At 43.9% G+C, this 21,555-nt stretch carries 17 protein-coding genes; 10 read left to right on the forward strand and 7 right to left on the reverse strand.

Annotated elements, in window-relative coordinates; genetic code table 11:
* Positions 1-28: 28 nt before the first annotated feature.
* The 5 genes from ACPUEK_RS08825 to ACPUEK_RS08845 all read left to right on the forward strand — a co-directional run bounded on the left by ACPUEK_RS08825 (position 29) and on the right by ACPUEK_RS08845 (position 3,462).
* On the forward strand, positions 29-1,312 hold the full coding sequence (locus tag ACPUEK_RS08825) for a DUF5610 domain-containing protein (protein WP_425642955.1): 1,284 nt from the start codon (positions 29-31) through the stop codon (positions 1,310-1,312).
* 74 nt (positions 1,313-1,386) lie between these two features.
* Positions 1,387-1,887, forward strand: coding sequence for a GspH/FimT family pseudopilin (locus ACPUEK_RS08830; RefSeq protein ID WP_425642956.1), 501 nt, complete (start codon positions 1,387-1,389; stop codon positions 1,885-1,887).
* On the forward strand, positions 1,884-2,177 hold the full coding sequence (locus ACPUEK_RS08835; RefSeq protein WP_425642957.1) for a hypothetical protein: 294 nt from the start codon (positions 1,884-1,886) through the stop codon (positions 2,175-2,177). Before ACPUEK_RS08830 ends, ACPUEK_RS08835 begins: the two co-directional genes overlap by 4 nt.
* Positions 2,171-3,070: a hypothetical protein gene (locus ACPUEK_RS08840; RefSeq protein ID WP_425642958.1), complete on the forward strand. Its 900-nt coding sequence runs from the start codon at positions 2,171-2,173 to the stop codon at positions 3,068-3,070. Before ACPUEK_RS08835 ends, ACPUEK_RS08840 begins: the two co-directional genes overlap by 7 nt.
* On the forward strand, positions 3,070-3,462 hold the full coding sequence (locus ACPUEK_RS08845) for a hypothetical protein (protein ID WP_425642959.1): 393 nt from the start codon (positions 3,070-3,072) through the stop codon (positions 3,460-3,462). The genes ACPUEK_RS08840 and ACPUEK_RS08845 overlap by 1 nt, the downstream gene beginning before the upstream one ends.
* Here the strand turns inward: ACPUEK_RS08845 and ACPUEK_RS08850 are convergent.
* Complete coding sequence (locus ACPUEK_RS08850) at positions 3,456-3,701, reverse strand: PP0621 family protein (protein WP_425642960.1); 246 nt, start codon at positions 3,699-3,701, stop codon at positions 3,456-3,458. The two genes, ACPUEK_RS08845 and ACPUEK_RS08850, sit on opposite strands and share 7 nt — an antisense overlap.
* A gap of 76 nt (positions 3,702-3,777) precedes the next feature.
* Here ACPUEK_RS08850 and ACPUEK_RS08855 point away from each other — a divergent pair, with 76 nt between their 5' ends.
* Positions 3,778-5,415 carry an NAD+ synthase gene (locus tag ACPUEK_RS08855; RefSeq protein WP_425642961.1) on the forward strand — a complete coding sequence of 546 codons (1,638 nt, stop codon included), beginning with the start codon at positions 3,778-3,780 and terminating at the stop codon, positions 5,413-5,415.
* 63 nt (positions 5,416-5,478) lie between these two features.
* Here ACPUEK_RS08855 and dapA read toward each other — a convergent pair whose 3' ends face one another.
* The gene (gene dapA / locus ACPUEK_RS08860) at positions 5,479-6,351 is read right to left on the reverse strand and encodes a 4-hydroxy-tetrahydrodipicolinate synthase (protein ID WP_425642962.1); all 873 of its coding nucleotides are present in this window, start codon (positions 6,349-6,351) and stop codon (positions 5,479-5,481) included.
* A 424-nt stretch (positions 6,352-6,775) separates the two neighbouring features.
* Positions 6,776-9,397, reverse strand: a complete 2,622-nt coding sequence (locus ACPUEK_RS08865) for a cyclic nucleotide-binding domain-containing protein (RefSeq protein WP_425642963.1) — start codon at positions 9,395-9,397, stop codon at positions 6,776-6,778.
* A 550-nt stretch (positions 9,398-9,947) separates the two neighbouring features.
* Between ACPUEK_RS08865 and ACPUEK_RS08870 the strand changes: the two genes are divergently transcribed.
* The 3 genes from ACPUEK_RS08870 to ACPUEK_RS08880 are packed head-to-tail and all read left to right on the forward strand — an operon-like array spanning position 9,948 to position 14,700.
* Positions 9,948-11,870, forward strand: a complete 1,923-nt coding sequence (locus ACPUEK_RS08870) for a PrkA family serine protein kinase (RefSeq protein ID WP_067214698.1) — start codon at positions 9,948-9,950, stop codon at positions 11,868-11,870.
* A 48-nt stretch (positions 11,871-11,918) separates the two neighbouring features.
* Positions 11,919-13,214 carry a YeaH/YhbH family protein gene (locus tag ACPUEK_RS08875; RefSeq protein WP_067034289.1) on the forward strand — a complete coding sequence of 432 codons (1,296 nt, stop codon included), beginning with the start codon at positions 11,919-11,921 and terminating at the stop codon, positions 13,212-13,214.
* Entirely contained in the window at positions 13,198-14,700 is a 1,503-nt protein-coding gene (locus tag ACPUEK_RS08880; protein ID WP_425642964.1) for a SpoVR family protein, read from the forward strand. The genes ACPUEK_RS08875 and ACPUEK_RS08880 overlap by 17 nt, the downstream gene beginning before the upstream one ends.
* Before the next feature lie 99 nt (positions 14,701-14,799).
* Here the strand turns inward: ACPUEK_RS08880 and ACPUEK_RS08885 are convergent, their stop codons facing one another.
* From ACPUEK_RS08885 to leuS, 4 genes are all read right to left on the reverse strand, one after another.
* On the reverse strand, positions 14,800-16,815 hold the full coding sequence (locus tag ACPUEK_RS08885; protein WP_425642965.1) for a methyl-accepting chemotaxis protein: 2,016 nt from the start codon (positions 16,813-16,815) through the stop codon (positions 14,800-14,802).
* A gap of 125 nt (positions 16,816-16,940) precedes the next feature.
* Complete coding sequence (holA, locus tag ACPUEK_RS08890) at positions 16,941-17,966, reverse strand: DNA polymerase III subunit delta (protein ID WP_425642966.1); 1,026 nt, start codon at positions 17,964-17,966, stop codon at positions 16,941-16,943.
* Between the two features lies 1 nt (position 17,967).
* On the reverse strand, positions 17,968-18,477 hold the full coding sequence (lptE, locus tag ACPUEK_RS08895; RefSeq protein ID WP_067214680.1) for an LPS assembly lipoprotein LptE: 510 nt from the start codon (positions 18,475-18,477) through the stop codon (positions 17,968-17,970).
* 47 nt (positions 18,478-18,524) lie between these two features.
* Positions 18,525-20,972 (reverse strand): leucine--tRNA ligase, encoded by a 2,448-nt coding sequence (gene leuS, locus ACPUEK_RS08900; protein WP_425642967.1) that lies wholly within the window; start codon positions 20,970-20,972, stop codon positions 18,525-18,527.
* Positions 20,973-21,132: 160 nt separating this feature from the next.
* Here leuS and ACPUEK_RS08905 point away from each other — a divergent pair, with 160 nt between their 5' ends.
* Positions 21,133-21,540, forward strand: coding sequence for a hypothetical protein (locus ACPUEK_RS08905; protein WP_067214674.1), 408 nt, complete (start codon positions 21,133-21,135; stop codon positions 21,538-21,540).
* Positions 21,541-21,555: the final 15 nt, after the last annotated feature.

Below are 21,555 nucleotides of genomic sequence, written 5' to 3' on the forward strand. Positions count from 1 at the left end.
AACGGTAAAAATTATACGAGGAAGGATTATGTCTGATCCATTGAAAGGTTTAGGTAGCTCGGTGCCTACTTATACACCAAACCATCGCAGTCAAGAGACTCAATCTGGTGGCGCGACAGCACTGAAACAGTGGGGTTCAGACGGCTATAGTCCTTCTTCTGCATCATTTCGCTCAATGGGCATTGTTCAGCAATCTCTGTCTGCTAGATTTACCGCATCATTTGGTTCTCCTAATGCGAATGCTGCCGAGCAAGCGACCAATGCGAAAGAACGCTCGGAAAACGATTTTTCTCCCGAAAAAGTAGCGCAGCGCATTTTGTCTCATGTTGGCAATTACATGGAAAATTTGCAAAGCAAAGGCGCGGATGACGAGCGTTTAGCGTCGGTATTAGAAACCGCCAAAGAAGCGGTACAAAAAGGGATGGAAGATGCAAAAGAGAAGTTGGATGCGCTAGGCTGGCTGATGAATTCAGGGGTAGAGCAAGGCATCACTGAAACTGAAGATCTGTTATCCGAAGGCTTTGATGCATTGGATAAAGCGTTTTTTGCTGACACTGAGGCCGTTTCCCAAGTAGCTGCTATGACGACTTCATCAAGCTATCGTCGTGAAGACTATTCTCAGATTCAAATGACGACTCAGGAAGGTGATGTTGTAAGTCTTAACTTGTACTCGTTAAGTGCAAGCGAGCAAGGCGAGGCGGCAAGCATTAGTGACAATGGTATGAGTTATGCGCGCTATGAAAGCGCCAATCAAGCCTTCGCTTTTGATTTCAGTGTTGAGGGTGATTTGAATGAAGATGAACTTGCGGCCATTAAAGATATGATGAATTCTGCAGGGGAAGTGTCGGACCTGTTCTTTGAGGGTGATGTGGCGGGGGCGTTACAGCGTGGTTTTGAGATGGGGTTTGACTCGACTCAGTTAGCCAACTTTTCGATGACACTGCAAACCAGCCAAACTATGAAATCCTCTCAAGCCGTGTCTGCTTACGGTCAAAACCCAGGCATGCGCTCAATTCAGGAACCTTTGTCTGACTACCGTCAAGCTTTAGAGGAAACGGTTAAAAAAGCTTCGGATTTATTCGATGATTTTCGTAATGTTGTAGAGTCCACTATGACAGACATTATGAGTATGCGTGAAGAACAATCGCAGAAAATGGATGATATGAGACAAGTATTCGAATATCAGAAAGAAATGATTGAGCGAATTAGCCAATGGTTAATGCCTGAAGAAACTACGGCGCCTGACAGTACTGAAACCTCTGAATCTGAAGGTGTTGAAGGTACAAATGAGGAGCCTTCCAGTAACGCTTGATTTCGGTTTTACCCAATAAAATGATGCAATAAGCTGGCAAGGATGCTGGCTTGCTTAGACATAAGGAGTGTGTCTTGCGCTGTTCTATCCATGGATTTTCTCTTCCAGAACTACTGATTGTGATTGCGATGATCTCAATCGTATCGTCTGCGTTTCTAAACAGTGATTCCTCCAACTTCTTTGATATCTGGTTAGCAAGGCAGGCCAATCAACAAGAAGTCGACGGGCTTTTAACGCTTATCGAGCGTGCTCGAAGTTTATCTGTCCAGTCCGGTAAAGAGGTTCGCCTATGTGGTGGCGAGCATTGTGATGGCAATTGGTCTGAACAAGCGTCACTGCGCTTTGCATCGTCGACGATTGAGCGTCATTTCTTTCAGCAAAATACTCGCATCCGCTGGCAAGGTTTCCCTCCTCAAAGACGTTATATCTTATTTTTACCAACTGGCTTATCCAGTTATCAAAATGGCTCTTTTTACATTTGCAATGAAAACAGTCAGGCGCAGCGATTATTAATGAATCAAAGTGGTCGCGCTTATCTGGATGATCAAAGCTATGAGGTAAGCAAGTGCCTTTGAATCATAGAAAACAAAGAGGTTGGGTGTTGCTTGAAGTGCTTATTGTATCAGCCTGCGTAGCATTCGTTTTGTCGGCAGCGCAAAGGCAACAGGCACAGCTTGATCAACAGCTGCATACATTGTTAAACGAACACGAAGATACGTCTAAAAACCGCTTTCAGTATCAGGCTAAAGTATTGTTTGAATTAGATATTCCGATCTCTGAAAACGCTTTCAATCGGCCTTTGTGTCAGCAGTGTCGCGCAGGGGAGCTTCGTGCTTTACTTAGTTATGAGTTGAACCAATGGTAATGACTGGAGCACTCAATAGCAAAAGAGCTAAGCAAGGTTTTCTGATATTGGAAGTGCTTGTAGCAATCGCTATTTTAATGGGCCTGATGCTGTTAATACTCCCCGCCATTCATCGATTTGAAGCCCAATTAACGATCCGCCAGCAGGTTCTTCAGCTTGCTGAGTTAGAAACCTTTGTTCAAGATCAGTTTATAGCTCAGTTTTCTCGTCTAGGTGGATATGGGTGTTTAGCGGGTATGTCTCAAGTCGAAGTTGGCTCCAGTGCATTGAAACCCATAAGGCTCAACCACTACTCTTTGGATGCAGAGTCTGATTGGCTTCAAGCGAGTGATATCGGTGCCTGTGCAAGTTATGGCTCTGTCTCTGGTTCGTTAGTACAAGTGGACCATGTCTGTGATGGGTTAAACGTGGGGGATTGGATGTCGGTCAGCAACTGCTCTTACATTGAGCAGGGGCAAGTGCTGTCAATGTCTGCATCTGACTTTAAGGTTCAGATACCATCTCAAGTAATTACGGACAGTGTGCTAGTAAGCAGGGATACGCCATTTTATTGGTTCATTAGACAAGGTAAATCAGGAGCCAATGCTCTGTGGCGTCGCCCAGCCTTATCCGGAAATGCTTTAGAGCTTTCACCAAATGTTTCGCGTATGCGAGTGTACCCCATACTCGATTACGACGAAGATGGTGTGGCGGATGAAGTGCGTGTTGACTATGGGGCCATGCCCGTTCGTAAATTAGCCGGTTTATTGCTTGAATATCAGTATTATCAGTTGAACTGTACGGTAACCGATAGGTTGTTTTCATACGACACCTTACGAGGCGATACGTGGCAATACGATGGCGTCTGCAGTCGCGTAGGCAAATTGCTTATCAATGTGAGGGGGGAGCGCTGATGAGCAAAGTTTATCGCGGATGGGTGTCAGTACCGGTGTTAATGTTGGTGATCGTATTTGGAATGTTGATGGCGCGCTATCAAACCAGTCTTCAAAGCAATGAGCTGTGGCGAACTCAACAGAAATTGTCTCGTGAAAATACGACTTGGCATGAAAGCTATGAGTTGCTCTCTTTTATGTCAGCTTCAGTGAGCCTGTGCAGTGATTTTTGTTCACCAGAAAGTGGTCATTGGACTAAAAATAATACGTCTGTGGGTCACGTGTGGTTACAAAAGCAGCGCGTCAATCATTTGGCGGTGGAGCGTTGGTGTGTGACTCGAGACCAGCAACGCATACGTTGCTGGTGGATACACGATGACGGGCGCTATTCAACCTTAGTCTTGAATCATTGAGATTTGTGTTCGAGCTTATGTTCAACAGAGCAAAACGGTGTTTGACTATGGTCATACACCGCGTGACTCTTTGGAACAAAGGTGCCACAGGTCGCACATTTCACCATGGGTTCTTCATGGTTGGTGTCTTTGGTTTTCTTGACTGATTTCGATTTTGCCATGATTGCTTTGGCAAATTGTCGATAAATCACCCAGCCAATAGCAAAAACCAGAATAAAAAATAATAAACGTACAATCATGCTCTTTACCTTCGCCTTGTAATTCCACGACAATAACACTCATATAATCTAACAGAGCGTCTGAGATAGCAACGAAATGACCATTCGAGTAGCCATGGCCCAACTGGATATGCTGGTTGGCGACATTAAAAATAACACGGAATCTGTAATTGCACAGTCTCTTATCGCACGAGACGAGCAAAATGCAGATGTGATTGTCTTTCCCGAATTAACCTTAACAGGTTATCCACCAGAGGATTTACTGCTACGTCCAAGCCTTAGGCCACGCATCGAAGCTGCATTGGCACAAATTTTAGAGCAAGTTCATGACATCTATGTTGTGGTAGGTTACCCGAGGGACATTGACGGTGAGCTATTTAACTGTGCTGGTGTATTTTATCAAGGCCAAATATTAGGTGAGTACTGCAAGCAGAAGCTGCCTAATTTCCAAGTATTTGATGATAAACGCTACTTTCAAGCGGGTAATACGGCTTGTATTGTGGGGATCAAAGGCATCAAAGTCGGCCTAAGCATTTGTGAAGATATTTGGCATCCAGAACCTATTGCACAAGCGAAAGAGGCCGGTGCTGAGCTGATATTGAATCTGAATGCCTCGCCTTTCCATATCGAGAAGATGGGCGTGCGTGAACAGTTGCTTCATCGCCGTGCCAGTGAAAACCAGTTGCCAATTGTGTATGTGAATTACATGGGCGCACAAGATGAGTTGGTCTATGAAGGTGGTTCCTTTGTGGTTGACGCACGAGGTGTCAAAGTAAGACAGGCCCCTTGGTATGAAACTGGTTTGTATTGTGTCGACTTCACTATTGCGGAAGACCGCCAGCCACGTTTAGAGCCGATGCGAGGCGACATCGCATCAACGCTTGATGTTGAAGCCAGTGTTTATCAAGCGATGGTAACAGGGCTGCGTGAATACATAGAGAAGAATCGCTTCAAAGGCATTGTTTTAGGTTTGAGTGGCGGTATTGACTCGGCTTTGTCACTAGCTGTAGCGGTAGACGCCATCGGTGCGGATCGTGTACAGGCGGTTATGATGCCCTATACCTACACATCTTCTATGAGTCTTGAAGATGCACAGGAAGAAGCCAAATTGCTGGGAGTGGAGTATAGCGTATTGCCTATCGAACCCATGGTAGCCGCTTTTATGGACACGTTAGCACCGGAGTTTGAGGGGTACGCACGTGATACGACGGAAGAGAATTTACAGGCTCGTACGCGTGGTGTAACACTGATGGCCATCTCGAATAAGAAAGGTTATATGGTGTTAACCACGGGTAATAAGAGCGAAATGGCCGTTGGCTATGCCACCTTATACGGCGATATGGTGGGCGGCTATTCGGTACTGAAAGACGTCTTCAAAACGTTAGTGTTTCGTCTTTGTCGTTACCGTAATTCGTTAGGGTATGTGATTCCCGAGCGTGTTATTACACGCCCGCCAAGCGCCGAATTAGCACCCGATCAAATTGATGAGGACTCGCTGCCTAGCTACGATGTACTGGATGAAATTTTACATAAGTACATTGAGCAGGACATGAGTGCAGAGGCGATTTTAGCGTCAAATGAATTCGATCGTGAAACCGTTTATCGTGTCTTGCGATTAGTGGATTTGAACGAATACAAACGTCGCCAAGCGCCAACAGGAGTGCGAATTACTGAGCGTGGCTTTGGTCGAGATCGCCGCTATCCAATGACCAACGGTTGGCATATTGGCGATTAACGTTCGATGAAACCATTAAATGTAGACAAATAGGCAGCCACTTGGCTGCCTATTTTTTTATCGTTAAAGTAAGTCTAAATGTTGCATTGCAGTACGGATGGCGGCTTTACTGCTTTGCTCAAGTGGCATCATAGGAAAGCGTGCTTCTTCTGAGCAAAGGCCTAGTAAAGATAGGGCGTATTTTGCTCCCGTAGGGTTGGGTTCTAAGAAAAGTGAGGCATGTAACGCGAACAGTTTGTCTTGTAAGGCAGCAGCTTCGACAAACTTTCCTTCACGGCACAGACGGTGAAGTTCAACGACTTGCGCTGGTGCTACGTTGGCACTTACTGAAATACAACCGTTGCCACCTCCAACATTGTAGGCGACACAGGTCACATCATCGCCGCTTAAAAAACTGAAAGGCTTGTTAATTAACGCGCGTTCTCGAATCGGGCGTGTTAGATCCCCTGTTGCATCTTTAACCCCGACGATACGCTCTAATTTCGCCAACTCTGCTAAGGTTGCGACCTCTAAACCAACCACTGAGCGAGGAGGAATATTGTACAAAATAATGGGCAATTCAGTGTTGTTGTGAACATGTTCGTAGTGAGCAAATAAACCGCGCTGATTAGGGCGGTTATAATAGCCAGCAACATGTAAGGTTGCATCGGCTCCTGCTTGTGTCGCAAAGTTCGAATATTCAACCGCTTCAATTGGGTTGTTTGAGCCTGCTCCAGCAATAACTGGGACGGCTTTATTGGTTTCTTCTACGGTTATTTCAACGACACGTTTATGCTCTGCTTCACTCAGGGTAGGGCTTTCGCCTGTTGTGCCAACAGGCACTAAGCCATTAATGCCAGAGTCAATTTGCCAGCGAACCATGCGACGTAACGCATCTTCATCAAGCTGATTATTAGAAAAGGGCGTGATTAAAGCAGTGATTGCACCGTGAAACATACTGTTACCTCATTTATTGTGTAAACAGCATGTTGGCTTGAAGGTATCCCGTCGGCAAACATGCTGCCGGGGATTTTATTAGATTACATCCACACGTCAGCGTCGCAAGGTTTCTTACCCTTACGTTTATCGCCGTTGTGTTTAGAAGTGATTGTAACCTGAGTCATTTAAAATTGTTCATACTATAAATATTGATGGGGATTATGCTGAAGGTTTTTACTGAGTTAGTCAACGGTGAATTGCTATTGTTTGAGCATTTTTATTCGCTTTTATTGGAGAGTTTCTAGCACGTAAATAACGGACTGTTTCAGTGGTGTACTATCATTGATTACGATTATGTTTAGTTAGCGAGTTTTGCTCTTCTAGAAGGTTTATAAAGGACGTATTGGCATTCCAATACGTCCTTTCTATACGTTGGAAAATGCTAGTTTTGATCAAAAATATGTGCTTTGAATTGCGCTAGTTCAGCGCTGAGTTTTTGATACCCTTTGCGATTTAAATGCAGTCGGTCACCCTCAAATAAACTTTCATCTACGTTGCCCTGTTTGTCTAAAATAACGTTATTAGTATCTACGTAAAGCGTATTAGGTCGAGTTCGTGCCAGTTGTTTCAGCATCTTATTCGTGTTTTCAACAGTGCTGCTCATCGCTAAGCGGGTTGGGCTAAGTTTTACCCCTAAAATAGTAACGGGAATTCCCGGTAAATGACGATCCACTTTTTCCAGTAGACTGACGTAACGATCTATAACCTTATTACTGCTATGCTTGTTACCAATGTCATTGTCACCGGCATATAGCACTAGAGAACGTGGTTGGTAGGGTAAAATAATGCGTTCAAAGTAATAGACGCATGCATCAATGGTTGCACCATTAAAGCCTAAGTTAACGGTTTCATTGCTATCAAATGGTGCGTCGTAGTCAGACCAAAACTTAATGGTAGAGCTGCCATAAAAAGCCACAGGGCGTTTCTCAAAACGTCGATGAGCAGACCGGAACTCCAATTCTCGAACATCAGACTCAAATTCTACGTCGATCTGATTAACGCTCCTTACGTTTGAAATACAGCCTTCGCGGCGGCTTAGTATTGGATGCTTCTTGATTTCTTGAGCCAGCTCTTGAGCTTCAATGACCACTTTACGAAACTCTTCTTGGTAGTCTGCTAAAAACTGTTTCAACGCGACTTTGTCATGAATATCGACTCGCTCCGAAATGCGAAAAGCAGGCTTGATTACAACTGTGTAGATATTATGATCCGCGCGTTTATCAAAGTTTGCGACCGCAATTGGAACAATCCAGGGTTCCTCATCCTCGGGAAGAGAGCCCGCAAGTTCAAAGACATAAGGCAGTAATTCACCTGGAGACTGATCCGTTGCGAAGCTCTTGCCTTCTGGAGAAATCAACAAAGGCGTATCAGAGCGCAGCGTCGCTTGACCATCCGCAATAAACTTATCGTAAACATCGGTGCCAGGTGTTAGTGCTCCCCAGCTATCCACAAAAATATTTCCAAACCGCTCGTAATACGCATCGCGCCAGTATTCAAATTCCTTACTACGACGGACAACGCGCTGCGCTGCGGTGCCGTACTGTTTATAAATTACCATGGAGCTAATGAACTGCGCATCTAGTGAGTAGCGGAAACCATTTGCTAACTGAGTGCTCCCCGAACCTAATAAATGATTATAGATAAACAAGCAGCCTTGTTTTTTAGGCAAGTTTTCCATGCCTTTGATAATGTACGGGACTTGTTTAAAGGCTTGTTTAAATTGTTCGGTCGCAAAACGGCGCACATCGGTATCGTTTTGTTCTTCAGGGAGAGTATTAACGCTATCGTAAATGTGAGCCAATTTATTGTAGAAGGCATTCTCACGCTGAAGGTCTTTGAGAATATCTAGGCTCATACCCGCTACCGTTCGTTCAATACGCGTCCCGTAATGAAGACAGCGGTACAAAACACCAAAGGCTTCATCCGTTGTTACGGTGTTCTTTAACAGTGAGCCCACCTTGTAAAGGGGTGAGCTGACGGGTAACACGGCTGCATTTTGCTCAATCATGCTGTTGACCGCTAAGACTTCATCTCCAGCGATTTGCGATAAGTAGCGCATGCGTGCAGAAACCAGATGAGTACCGATCAACCAAATTAAGCGGTACCAATATTTGATGCCTAGCTTCGGAGTTTGTTCAAACAATTCGAGTAAATCGTCACGGCTAACATAGAGCACCGTTGAATCACGAGAGCTGATAATCGTGGCGCGATTGCGTTGGCCCGAAGGATTAGTGCACCAAGCTAATACGGTTCCTGTTCGAGAAATGGTTCGAGTGGTGATGATGTCGCCAGCTTCGGTCTGATAGCTGACAACGGCTTTTCCTTGGACAAGTAAATACAGGCCATCTTCAGGCTGGTCTTGTTGTGAAAGGATGTCCCCCTGATGCGCTAAAATAATATGAGATTTTTTTGCGATCGCATGTATTTCATTTTGGGTGAAGCCTTCGCAGAAGGCGGTGTCAGATAAAAAAGCAACGGACTGTTTAATCGGTTGCTGTTGTAGTTCTGGGTTAATTAGAGGTCGTGTTTCTTCAAATGCCAACGATTCATTGGAGAAGAAAGGGCGTGTCTGATTTTGAATTGAAGTCAGAACAGGTAGAGATTCGCAGTACAGAAATGTTAAAAAGTGGTCTGCAAATTCCGTATCAGAATCCAATAATTTTTGTAATTCTGCGATAGGCCAACTAATCAATTTACAGGCTTTTGTTGCCTGAAAGCTGGTTGCGTAGCGAGACGGTTGGCGAAAAGCTGACCAGCCGATAGGTGCAAATTCTTGGTTGATGAGACCTACATGATAGGACTTGCCTGACTCTTGAAGAGGAATGGAAATTGAAATTTCACCCGACATTAAAAAATAAAGAGAGTGTCCCACCTCAAATTGCTGAGCCAGCATATCACCCGCATGTAACTCCTTCAGTTGGACAAGCTCATTTAGGGTTTGAATGACTTGTTTAGAGGCCTTCTCTGCAAAAGGAAGTGCACTCACATAATTCGATAAATCCATTAAACCACCTTGATGATGACATGTTGGTGTTGAAATTTGCTGACGAACATATTGACTAATAATTGTGACAAATAGAACGATGTTCGCCGTACCTTGATAGTTACGCTGTCTTGAAAAGATGCAAAATGTATTCCTCTTGCCGTTTAAATAAGGCGGCTTAAGTCTTTCTGATTGCTACTTTATTTTCGTTAAATTACTACAAAGGTTGCTCGTTAGGGAAGGGTGTAAGCTTGACGACACGCTTTTTTATTGTCTTTAGGAAAACGATGAGTGGGATTTTATTGATCTCTTAGTAAATACATTCCTAATGTACATTATCCTCATTTGAAACGCTTATTTATCAGACAGTTAAAGTTTTATCACTTTGTTTTACCAAAGATTTATTTTTGTAAAACAGTCAACATCTTACTTGAGTAGTCGTCAGACTATGCTAAACCTTAAATATCTTCAGAGACTATTAGTGGCTCTTCTGACAGAGCGCTTAGTTGATATCCTGGGTAGCCGTTGTGACGTGTGCGTGCCCACAGACTGTATATAAGGGGATCCCGCGATGAGTATTTTTGATCATGTCCAATCTCGTTTTGATGCTCAAAAAGAAGAAGAACTGTCACTCGACGAGTACTTAACCTTATGCAAAGACAACCCTGCTGCGTACGCATCCGCTCCAGAGCGTCTTTTGATGGCTATTGGTGACCCTGAAGTTATCGATACATCAAAAGATTCCAGAAGCAGTCGCATCTTTTCTAATAAGTTGATTAAACGCTATCCAACATTTGAACACTTCTATGGCATGGAAGATTCAATTGAAAAAATTGTCGCGTTTTTAACGCATGCGGCGCAGGGATTAGAGGAATCCAAGCAAGTACTGTACTTGTTAGGACCTGTGGGTGGTGGTAAATCTTCTTTAGCTGAAAAGCTAAAAGAGCTGATGCAATCTGTGCCATTTTACGCCATTAAAGACTCCCCTGTTTTTGAATCACCTCTGTCACTGTTTGATGTGAACGAAGACGGTGAAATCTTGCGAGAAGAATATGGTATCCCGAATCGTTATTTGAAAAGTGCCATGTCCCCTTGGGCGGCGAAACGTCTAAGGGAGTTTAACGGTGACATACAGAAGTTTAGGGTTGTAAAAATCTATCCTTCAGCAATCAAACAAATTGCTATTTCTAAGACAGAACCAGGTGATGAGAACAACCAAGATATCTCAGCGCTGGTCGGTAAAGTCGATATTCGTAAACTTGAATTCTTTGAACAAAATGATGCCGATGCTTACAGCTATTCCGGCGGTCTATGCCGTGGTAACCGCGGCATTATGGAATTTGTGGAGATGTTCAAAGCGCCAATTAAGGTCTTGCATCCACTATTGACTGCGACTCAAGAAGGTAATTACAACGGTACTGAGGGACTTGGGGGAATTCCTTTTGACGGTATTATCTTAGCTCACTCGAATGAGTCAGAGTGGCAAGCGTTTAAGAATAACAAAACCAACGAAGCCTTCATTGACCGAGTTTACACCGTCAAAGTGCCTTATTGTTTACGTGTTACAGAAGAGATGAGTATCTATCAGAAACTACTTGAACACTCTTCTTTAAATCATGCTCCGTGTGCGCCGGATACCTTAAAAATGCTGGCTCAGTTTTCAGTATTGTCTCGTGTTAAAGAGCCTGAAAATTCCAGTATCTTCTCCAAAATGCGTATTTATGACGGGGAATCACTCAAAGACGTTGATCCTAAAGCTAAATCACTTCAAGAGTATAAAGATGCAGCGGGTGTGAACGAAGGTATGGACGGTTTATCGACACGTTTTGCTTTTAAGATTCTATCTCGAGTGTTCAACTTCGACCCAACAGAGGTTGCGGCTAACCCAGTACATTTAATGTACGTGTTAGAGCAGCAGATTGAACAAGAGCAGTTTGATCAAGAGCGTCATGATCGATATTTACGGGCACTAAAAGAATTCATCGCACCGCGTTATGTAGAGTTTATAGGTAAGGAAATTCAAACCGCGTACTTAGAATCTTATTCAGAGTACGGCCAAAATATTTTTGATCGTTATGTGACGTATGCTGATTTTTGGATTCAAGATCAGGAATATCGTGATCCAGAAACGGGCGATATCTTAGACCGTTCAGCAATTAACGATGAACTGGAGAAGATCGAGAAACCAGCCGGCATCAGTAATCCAAAAGACTTCCGGAACGAAGTGGTGAACTTTGTCCTACGCGCACGGGCTAATAATAGCGGCCAAAACCCTAGTTGGCTGAGCTATGAAAAACTACGTGTCGTGATAGAGCGTAAGATGTTCTCTAACACAGAAGATTTGTTACCAGTGATTTCTTTCAATGCCAAGTCTTCCACAGAGGATCAGCGTAAGCATAACGAATTTGTGAAACGAATGGTTGAACGTGGCTACACTGAAAAACAAGTGCGTTTATTGTCTGAATGGTATCTACGTGTGCGCAAATCTCAGTAGGTAGAATTGAGTTGTTACCTAAACTAGATTGTCAGAGGAGGTGCGAGCATGTCTTACATAATTGACCGCCGCCTAAATGGGAAGCACAAGAGTAGCGTCAACCGTCAACGCTTTTTGCGCCGCTATCGCGAACATATTCGTAAAGCAGTGGAGGAAGCGGTAAATCAGCGCAGCATACAAGACTTAGATCGTGGTGAACAAATCACGATCCCTAAGCGTGACATTCATGAGCCTCACTTTGGTCATGGTGAAGGGGGAATTGGGTCTATAGTCCATCCTGGTAATAAAGAATTTTCTTCCGGGGATCGTATACCGAAACCAGAGGGCGGCGGCGGTCAGGGCTCTGGTCAAGGTGATGCATCGAATCAAGGTGAGGGGGAAGACGATTTCGTTTTTCAAATCTCTCAAGAAGAGTTTCTCAACTTTGTGTTTGAAGATTTGGCATTACCAAATTTGGTACGTAAGAACCTCAAAGAAATTAAAGAATTTAGCCTAAAGCATGCTGGCGTGGTGTCTGAAGGGACGCCCTCAAAACTAAACATAGTGCGCTCAATGCGTAATGCATATGCTCGCCGTATGGTCATGAGTAGTGGTTCACGTAAGAAGTTAGCCGAAGTGGAGGCCGAGCGTGATGCCATCTTAGCCTTAGCGAGTGATACCGCGCCAGAAGAAAAAGCCAAGCTTGAATGGCTAGATGAGCAGATTGCATTATTGAAACAAAAAATTGAGCGAACACCTTTTTTAGACACTTACGACTTGCGCTATAACCATCATGTCAAAGAGCCTCTTCCTAGTACTAAAGCCGTGATGTTTTGTATCATGGATGTTTCAGGTTCCATGACGCAAGAAACCAAAAATGTCGCCAAGCGATTCTTTATCCTGCTGTATCTGTTCCTAACACGAAATTATGAAAAGATTGATGTGGTATTTATACGGCATCACACCAGTGCTAAAGAGGTATCGGAAGAAGAGTTTTTCTATTCTCGGGAAACCGGCGGCACCATCGTTTCCAGTGCATTGAAGCTGATGGAAAAAATTGTCAAAGATCGCTATTCGCCTGAGCAATGGAATATTTACGCGGCGCAAGCTTCCGACGGCGATAACTGGGACGACGACTCACGCATTTGTCGAAAAATCATGGAAGAGAACATTGTGGATCTAGTGCAGTATTTTACCTATATCGAGATCACACCAAGAGAACATCAAAGCTTGTGGCATTCCTATGAGCAAGTACAAGCGAATCATCCTAAAAGCTTTGCTATGCGAAATATAGTAGAGGTAGGTGATATTTACCCTGTATTCCGAGATCTCTTCCAAAGGAGGCAACATGAGTCGAACCAATAAAGAGTCCGACCTTCTGTCTCAAGGGCCTGATTGGTCGTTTGAATTAATTCAGAAGTACGACGAAGAAATTAGCAAAATCGCGGCTGATTTTGGTCTGGATACGTATCCGAATCAAATCGAAATCATCAGTTCTGAACAAATGATGGATGCCTATGCATCGGTAGGTATGCCACTCGGATACCATCATTGGTCCTACGGTAAGCAATTTTTAGAAACCGAACAAAACTATAAGCGTGGCCGTATGGGGTTGGCCTATGAGATTGTTATTAACTCCTCTCCCTGTATTGCCTATCTTATGGAAGAGAACAATATGATGATGCAGGCCTTAGTCATCGCCCATGCTTGCTATGGTCACAACTCATTTTTTAAAGGCAATTACTTATTTCAAACATGGACCGATGCAACCGCCATTATTGATTATCTAGTGTTCGCTAAAAAATACATTTTAGAGTGCGAAGAGAAGTATGGCATTGAAGAAGTTGAGTTAACATTAGATTCATGTCATGCGCTGATGAACTTTGGTGTCGACCGTTATAAACGTCCTGTTCCAATTTCTATGATTGAAGAAAAAGCCCGTCAGGATGAGCGAGAAAAGATTCTTCAGCAGCAGGTCAATGATCTGTGGCGAACCATTCCTATCATGGATAAAGCGGAGCAGCAGAGCAAAAATGAGTTTGTCTTCCCCAGTGAGCCTCAAGAAAATTTGCTGTATTTTCTTGAGAAAAATGCACCATTACTAAAACCTTGGCAGCGTGAAATTATTCGTATTGTGCGTAAAATGGCACAATACTTTTACCCTCAAAGGCAAACTCAAGTTATGAATGAGGGTTGGGCTTCGTTTTGGCATTACACACTCATGAATGAATTGTATAACCGGGGTAAAGTTGAAGAGGGCTTCATTTTAGAGTTCCTGCAATCCCATACGAATGTCGTGAGTCAGCCGAGCTTTGATTCACCTTACTATTCAGGCATTAACCCATACGCGCTTGGTTTTGCGATTTACACGGATATTAAGCGTATGTGTGAAAACCCTACCGATGAAGATCGGGAATGGTTTCCAGATATTGTTGGTAAACCATGGGTTGAGGTATTGGATTTCGCTATGCGAAACTTCAAAGATGAGAGCTTTATTCTGCAGTTCTTGTCCCCTAAAGTGATGCGAGACTTTCGTTTCTTTGGCGTAGAAAATGATGTCTTAGATACCTACGTTGAGGTGAAAGAGATTCATAACAGTAGTGGCTATCAAGGGTTACGCCAGCGTCTGGCACAGCAATACAACCTCAGTCATCGAGAACCAAATATTCAAGTGCAGAGAGTCAATATCTATGGTGATCGGAGCTTAGTGCTTAAACATACGATGGACCATAGTCGTCCGCTTAATGAGGATACGATTGAAGTTGTGAAGCATTTCAAACGTTTATGGGGGTTTGATGTGCGACTAGAATCTTGGGATGGCGATCAGCTAGAACAAACCTACACCAGTTAAATTAACTCTGAAGAAACTCACTCTTAGTCAGTCATAGGGCGCAAAAAAGGGCTATCTATTGATAGCCCTTGCGAATAGTGTATAAAATGCATTGAAAGGTTAGATATTGAGCTTGTTGCTGGTTTTTAAGCGTTCAATCATTTCTACCTCGTTATCGATCTCTTCGACGCGATGATTCATCCCTTCAATAGAAGAAATGCTGCTTTGTACATCTTGAGTAGCCATTTCAGACATTTCACTCAGGCTACTGATTTGATTCGAAAGAGTTGTCGTACTTTCTAGTAATTTACCCATAAATGAATCAATTTTGTCTATGCTAAGCTCAATAGAGCCAACTGAGCTGTCCACTGCATGAATCGTTTCGCCGGTTTGGTCTAAGCTTTTTTGCGTGTTTTGTGACAACTGACGAACTTCATCTGCGACAACGGCAAAACCTCGACCAGCTTCACCTGCTCGTGCGGCTTCAATTGCAGCATTGAGAGCAAGTAAGTTAGTTTGGTCAGCAATACCTGAAATGACTTTTAAAATACTCAGGACACGTTCAGCGTTTTCTTTTAATTCTTTTACATTAGAGACCATTTCAGTTCGGTCTTTCTCTTGTGCTTGAATGGCTTGGCTAAACTGTGAGAATTCAGAGGTTACTTCAGTTACGACATTTTGTGTCGAACTTGAATAGTTTGTCACCCGCTCAAAACTGGCCGTTACTTCTTGTAATAGCGGACGGTATTCAGATAAGTGATGAATAAGGTTCTCTTGAAGTTTATTCAGCTGTTGGCTGCTATTAAGCTGGGTTAATAGGAAGTATTCACGAAAATTCGCATAGTGCACTGGGAATTTATCAACAAAGTAATCTTTAAAGCGATCCCCTTGATTGACTTTAAAAAAGAACAACCCTGTAAGGGTTTGGTTCATGTGTATGCCTAGAATCTCCCCAAAAGTTGAGTAACCAGCGGCTTTAATGTCTTTGAAACTGGTGACTTTGTTGAGATCGTTTGGGTTGTTAAGACGACGCAAAATACAGTCATTGGCAATCATGGCCACAGGCTTGGATGGCTTATCTTGCATAAAGTTTTGAAATGCGCGTTCGGTACTGCCAGCGAAATCTTTTGCTTTCACTAAGACGAGCTCGTCACCAAAATCGAGGTCACAGAAGAAGTGAATCAGTCCTGCACTGGTGTCTATTGCAGCCACTGAGCGAATAAATAGCTCATTGCGAATGTTGACTGCAAAAGTGTGTCCCGTTAGCTTGCTTTCTAAGTCCGAAGGCTGGCAGTGAAAGTAGTGACACAAGTGATCAATGATATTGATCACTTTGCCTGTTTTTTTAGAAATAACACTGCTGACATTACGTCGCATCGCATCGGCTTCAGCAATGACAAACGATTCATTAGTCGACTCGAAATTATGGGTTTTAAGAATTCCAAATCGAGTATCTGTTTTCATTTTAACAAAGGCGACCACAGCACAGTTGTGCGCGACTTTCTTACCGTCATGAACTAATGCTTGTTGAAAGTCGAGCTTCCCTCCAGCAGAGCCACCTAAGAAATGGCAAGGAAACTCGCCAGTGGCGTACATAGCTTGCATGAAAAAGTTTTCTGAAGATGATAAGCCGTCGATAAAGGTAAGAGCGATGGTGTCGTTGAAGTGGACAGGGAAGGGCAGCTTTACTTGATTGAACTCCTTCTCAATCGCTTTAATACGTTGTTTTTTGGACAGTCTAATCTCACCTGAGCGTAAGTCATCACAGTGCAGAGGAATAGACTGAATGTTTACTTCGTCAAAAAGGTCGCTACTAAAGCTTTGTAATACAATATTATCCCACTGGCCATTTGCTTGCTGATACATATTACTTTGACCACTGTTCAATTCACCAGCGGTCATGATACCGATGATTTTTGAACAGAATGGCGCGCAACTTTTGATTTTATTGACGGTGGATTCAAAATTCAGATTGGGTGATATATAGGCAAGAATCAAACGTGTTTCGGCATGCTTAAAAGACAAAGGAGCCAGTGACTCCGAAGATATTTGTCCTGAGTTAAGCTGTACTACATTAGAAAATTCGCTTTTTGATTGCCCTTGTTCAGAGAGTTTTTCGCGTTTAAACCAAGCCATGTGTTATTTCCTAATATAAGCGTTACTTTGGTTTCAGTGTATGCTTCTCTAAAATGTAAACCTATTGTGTTTATGTAAATTTAGGTGGCTTTTTGATACGCGTCAATGACATGACTGAATGAGGGTTAGACGTCTAGCTCGGTTGCAACTGGCTTAATACCGCAAAACATCAGTGTTAAATTTCGAAAGCCTAGCTCTATGTCCGGTCCATCTAGCCCTTTAATGCTTTGATCTAACAGCGCAATATAACGCTGCATGTAAGCTAAACTATTAAGAGCTAGTCTTTGATTTGCGCTTTCATAAATGGGGACTCTCTTGTCCCATATGCGTAATTGCTGGCAGGCAGCACGTAGCCCTTTTTGCTGAGCTAAATGGCCAAGCTGCGCCAAAGTGGTCAGTTCACGATTAAAAAGCCAAAGCATAATGCTGTCTTCCACGCCTTCGGCACGCAGCTGGTTAAGGCAGTGAAGCGCTTCTTTTAGCTTACCTGTTAACAAACGATCACTGAGATCGTAGATGGAATATCGACTGGAATCGGCCACACTTTCGGCAATGGTCTGCTGTGATAATTGAGCACCTGGTCCATGGCTCAAGAGTAATTTTTCCAGCTCTTGTGTAAGTGCTAATAAGTTACCTTCACCGCGTTCGCATAGGATGGCAGCCGCTTCTCTGTCTAATTGTAAGTTCAAAGATTTAGCGCGTTGCTGTACCCAAGTAGGCAATCGGCTGGCATCAATTGGCCAAACTTGAACGAAAGCACCCGCTTGCTCCAATGAGCTAAACCATTTGGTTTTTTGAGTTTTGGCGTCGACCTTAGGTAATGACAGCAGAACCATATTATCTAGATTCATGTGTTGGGCAACTTGAGCAAGCGCTTTGCTGTGCTTTTCAGACATTTTATCAATTTGGATATCAAACAAACGTCGTGTGGAGAACAAAGATAAAGCCTGCATTTCATTGATCACATCTTGCCAGTCAAACTGGGCGTCTGCGACGAATCTTAAGCGCTCTTCTATGCCGTGTTGTGTTGCATACAGACGTACGCTGTCACAGGCCTCTTGGCACAGTAATACTTCGTCACCCGAGACAATATAAATAGGCTGCAGCCCTTTTTCTAAAGACTGGTTAAGCTGATCAGGACGAATTTTCATATTAGAACGGCGCGTAATTTAAGTCGTATACCAGCTCTTCGGCAAGCTGACTGCTGACGCGTTGCATTTGTTCGGCATTGTAAGCGGCCTTAATACTTTGTTCCGCATCTTGGTTATTCAACATGATAGACGTACTGACTGTACGAGGACCCCATAGGGCTTTACCTGTTTCATTGCGAATGAAGTAAGTTGCACTGATTCTTCGTTGGACTTGGGTGATGTCATTATCTGTGGCGCGAGCCATGACGGTGTCTTCGGTGTTCAATGGATTGACTTTCAATTCGTATAAATTAGCGCTAGGTTCGGCATCAATGGTCTCGATACCTGCTTGTGCCAAAGCAATACGTAAATCTCGGTTGAAGTCTTGAGAATGATCACTTAGTGATACAACTAAGGTTTGCAGTTGCGCAGGGACATTAAGTTCGCCACGTAGTTGAAAACCACATGCAGACAACAGCAGAGTTACAACGAGTATTGGAATGAACCAAAGTGAGCGGAGTTGCAAAGACATATAATTCCCATAAAAAAAGGGATGGCCTAAGCCACCCCTTGAGTCACTTAGTTTGCGACGATGTTTACCAAGCGTCCCGGTACAACAATTACTTTACGGACGGTTTTACCGTCGATAAATTTCTGAACGTTAGGATTAGCAAGGGCTTGAGCTTCGACATCTTTGCTGTCTGCGTTAGCAGAAACCGTAATTTCAGCACGCTTCTTACCCAGTACTTGGACTACGATAGTCAGTTCATCTTTAATTAATGCGGCTTCATCGACTGAAGGCCAGCCAGCATCTACCACGTTACCTTCGTAACCGAGTTCACTCCAAAGCTGGTGTGAAATATGAGGTACGATCGGTGCAAGTAGAAGCGTCGCTGCTTCAAGGGCTTCACGTTCTACTGCAAGGCCAAGCTCAGATTGATCTTCGAACTTGCTCACCTCATTACACAGTTCCATTACTGCGGCGATTGCCGTATTGAAGGTTTGGCGGCGCTCAATATCATCGCTTACTTTACTAATGGTTTCGTGCGTTTTACGGCGCAGAGCTTTCTGGTCGCCATTCAATGCTTCAACATCCAGTTGGCCCGGTGTGCCAGCATTGTTATGACGGTAAGCAAGTGCCCATAGGCGACGTAGGAAACGAGATGCTCCGTCTACGCCAGCATCGTTCCACTCTAGAGATTGCTCTGGTGGCGCAGTGAACATAATGAATAGGCGAACGGTGTCGGCACCATATTTTTCAATCATCTCTTGAGGGTCAACTGTGTTGCCCTTAGATTTCGACATTTTAGTACCGTCTTTGTTTACCATACCTTGCGTTAGTAGACGCTTGAAGGGTTCGTCAGAGGTTACCAAGCCTGCATCACGCAGCAATTTATGGAAGAAGCGTGCGTACAATAGATGCAAGATAGCGTGTTCAACACCACCGATGTATTGGTCAACTGGAAGCCAGTAGTTGGCTTCTTCAGTTAGCATGGCATCATCAGAATCTGGACAGCAGTACCGCGCGAAGTACCAAGACGATTCCATAAAGGTGTCAAATGTATCTGTTTCGCGCTCAGCAGGCTGACCGTTGTATGTTGTTGCAGAGAACTCAGGATTGTTCTTGATAGGTGAGTTCACACCATCCATAACAACATCTGTTGGCAGTTCAACGGGTAGCTGGTCGTGTGGTGTTGTGACAACTGAGCCGTCTGCAAGGTTGATCGTCGGGATAGGCGTTCCCCAGTAACGTTGACGGCTAACCCCCCAGTCACGTAGACGGTAGTTAACTTTACGCTCACCAATGCCTTTTTCAGTCATGAACGCCGAAATCGCATCAAATGCTGCAGCAAACTCTAACCCGTCAAATTCGCCGGAATTGCACAGAATACCTTTTTCAGTGAAAGCAGCAGCGCTGAGATCAATGGCTTCGTCGTTAGCCGGTTGAATAACTTGCTTAACGGGTAGACCGTACTTTTCGGCAAACTCAAAGTCACGTTGGTCGTGGGCTGGTACCGACATAACGGCACCTGAACCGTAATCCATCAAAACAAAGTTTGCTGCAAAGACTGGTACGGCTTCACCGGTAACAGGGTGGATAGCTTTGAAGCCCGTATCCATGCCTTTTTTCTCAACCGTTGCAAGGTCTGCTTCAGTTGTAGACGTATTTTTGCTCTCGTCAACAAATGCCGCAAGGTCAGCATTGGTTTCTGCGGCTTCAAGTGCAAGAGGGTGTGTCGCTGCTACAGCAACATACGTCACCCCCATGATAGTGTCTGGACGTGTCGTGTAAACGGATAGGCGCTCGTCTTTGCCTTCGACACCGAAGCTAAATTCAAGGCCTTCAGAACGACCAATCCAGTTGCGCTGCATGGCTTTTACTTTTTCAGGCCAGCCATCCAATTTATCTAGATCATTAAGCAGCTCTTCTGCGTAGTCAGTGATTTTAATAAACCACTGTGGAATGTGTTTGCGCACCACTTGTGTGCCACAACGCCAGCAACCACCGTCTTCAACTTGCTCGTTAGCCAGTACGGTTTGGTCTTCTGGACACCAGTTTACGGCAGAGGTTTTTTTGTACGCTAGACCTTTTTCAACCAATTGAGTAAAGAACCATTGCTCCCACTTATAGTATTCTGGTTTGCACGTGGCAATTTCGCGGTCCCAGTCATAGCCAAAACCAAGCTTTTGTAGCTGGCCTTTCATGTAGGCGATGTTTTCATCGGTCCACTTGGCAGGAGCCGTTTTGTTTTTGATTGCCGCGTTTTCTGCTGGCATGCCGAATGCGTCCCAACCCATTGGTTGCATTACGTTTTTACCCAGCATACGCTGATAGCGAGAAATCACATCACCGATGGTATAGTTACGCACGTGACCCATGTGGAGACGGCCACTTGGGTAAGGGAACATGGATAGGCAGTAGTACTTTTCTTTGGTGTTATCGGCTACTGCTTTAAATACTTTGTTTTCGTCCCAATAGCGTTGTGCAGCAGCTTCGATCTGCTGCGGACTATATTGTTCTTGCATGTGCTTTGATCATCCCGTAATAGGCGTTAAGTTTGTTTGGCGACGATTATACTGTACATCGCTTTGAAGCGAGTTTCGCCAACATAAAAATGAAATATCCGCTATTTTATATAGATGGGGCGCACAATAGAAGGCGCATAACGATGGAGTTGTACAATCTATGAAAAAAGATACTGATCAAGACCTAGATTTGGTTGAAGAAGCGAAGAAAACTCTAGCAGGCGCCAAGAATTGGTTTCTAGAGGATGTTGAATTAATGAAAGCCTACTGGCATGACCAAATGGGCTACACAGAAGCTTGGGTAGATGCGAATTGGCATTTGGTCAAAGATGAAAGTGAAGAGCTTGTTGGAGACCTTGATAAGAAAGAAGACATTGCTTTGCTGTGGTTGATTAATCATGCCAATAACAACCCCGTGCCATTAGAGCAGTGTTCTGTGGCTGGTCAAGAAGCAAGTGCAGGACGTTATATATGTATGGACTGTGGTCATGAGAATGCACATGAAGGCGGTGCGTTAAGTACCTGTGACGTATGTCACTATGGACTTTTATATTTCCAAGGTGAGTGACCATTGTTCATCCGC

Origin of the sequence: Marinomonas gallaica, from assembly GCF_049821165.1 — a bacterium.
GTDB classification, from domain to species: Bacteria; Pseudomonadota; Gammaproteobacteria; order Pseudomonadales; family Marinomonadaceae; genus Marinomonas; species Marinomonas gallaica.

Excerpts from the sequence above, each read along its gene's own strand:
- ACPUEK_RS08825 (WP_425642955.1), top strand. The coding sequence starts at position 29 with ATGTCTGATCCATTGAAAGGTTTAGGTAGCTCGGTGCCTACTTATACA.
- leuS (WP_425642967.1), bottom strand. The coding sequence starts at position 20,972 with ATGCAAGAACAATATAGTCCGCAGCAGATCGAAGCTGCTGCACAACGC.
- ACPUEK_RS08865 (WP_425642963.1), bottom strand. The coding sequence starts at position 9,397 with ATGGATTTATCGAATTATGTGAGTGCACTTCCTTTTGCAGAGAAGGCC.
- ACPUEK_RS08905 (WP_067214674.1), top strand. The coding sequence starts at position 21,133 with ATGAAAAAAGATACTGATCAAGACCTAGATTTGGTTGAAGAAGCGAAG.
- lptE (WP_067214680.1), bottom strand. The coding sequence starts at position 18,477 with ATGTCTTTGCAACTCCGCTCACTTTGGTTCATTCCAATACTCGTTGTA.
- ACPUEK_RS08870 (WP_067214698.1), top strand. The coding sequence starts at position 9,948 with ATGAGTATTTTTGATCATGTCCAATCTCGTTTTGATGCTCAAAAAGAA.
- ACPUEK_RS08845 (WP_425642959.1), top strand. The coding sequence starts at position 3,070 with ATGAGCAAAGTTTATCGCGGATGGGTGTCAGTACCGGTGTTAATGTTG.
- ACPUEK_RS08840 (WP_425642958.1), top strand. The coding sequence starts at position 2,171 with ATGGTAATGACTGGAGCACTCAATAGCAAAAGAGCTAAGCAAGGTTTT.
- ACPUEK_RS08855 (WP_425642961.1), top strand. The coding sequence starts at position 3,778 with ATGACCATTCGAGTAGCCATGGCCCAACTGGATATGCTGGTTGGCGAC.
- ACPUEK_RS08850 (WP_425642960.1), bottom strand. The coding sequence starts at position 3,701 with ATGATTGTACGTTTATTATTTTTTATTCTGGTTTTTGCTATTGGCTGG.
- ACPUEK_RS08880 (WP_425642964.1), top strand. The coding sequence starts at position 13,198 with ATGAGTCGAACCAATAAAGAGTCCGACCTTCTGTCTCAAGGGCCTGAT.
- holA (WP_425642966.1), bottom strand. The coding sequence starts at position 17,966 with ATGAAAATTCGTCCTGATCAGCTTAACCAGTCTTTAGAAAAAGGGCTG.
- dapA (WP_425642962.1), bottom strand. The coding sequence starts at position 6,351 with ATGTTTCACGGTGCAATCACTGCTTTAATCACGCCCTTTTCTAATAAT.
- ACPUEK_RS08875 (WP_067034289.1), top strand. The coding sequence starts at position 11,919 with ATGTCTTACATAATTGACCGCCGCCTAAATGGGAAGCACAAGAGTAGC.
- ACPUEK_RS08885 (WP_425642965.1), bottom strand. The coding sequence starts at position 16,815 with ATGGCTTGGTTTAAACGCGAAAAACTCTCTGAACAAGGGCAATCAAAA.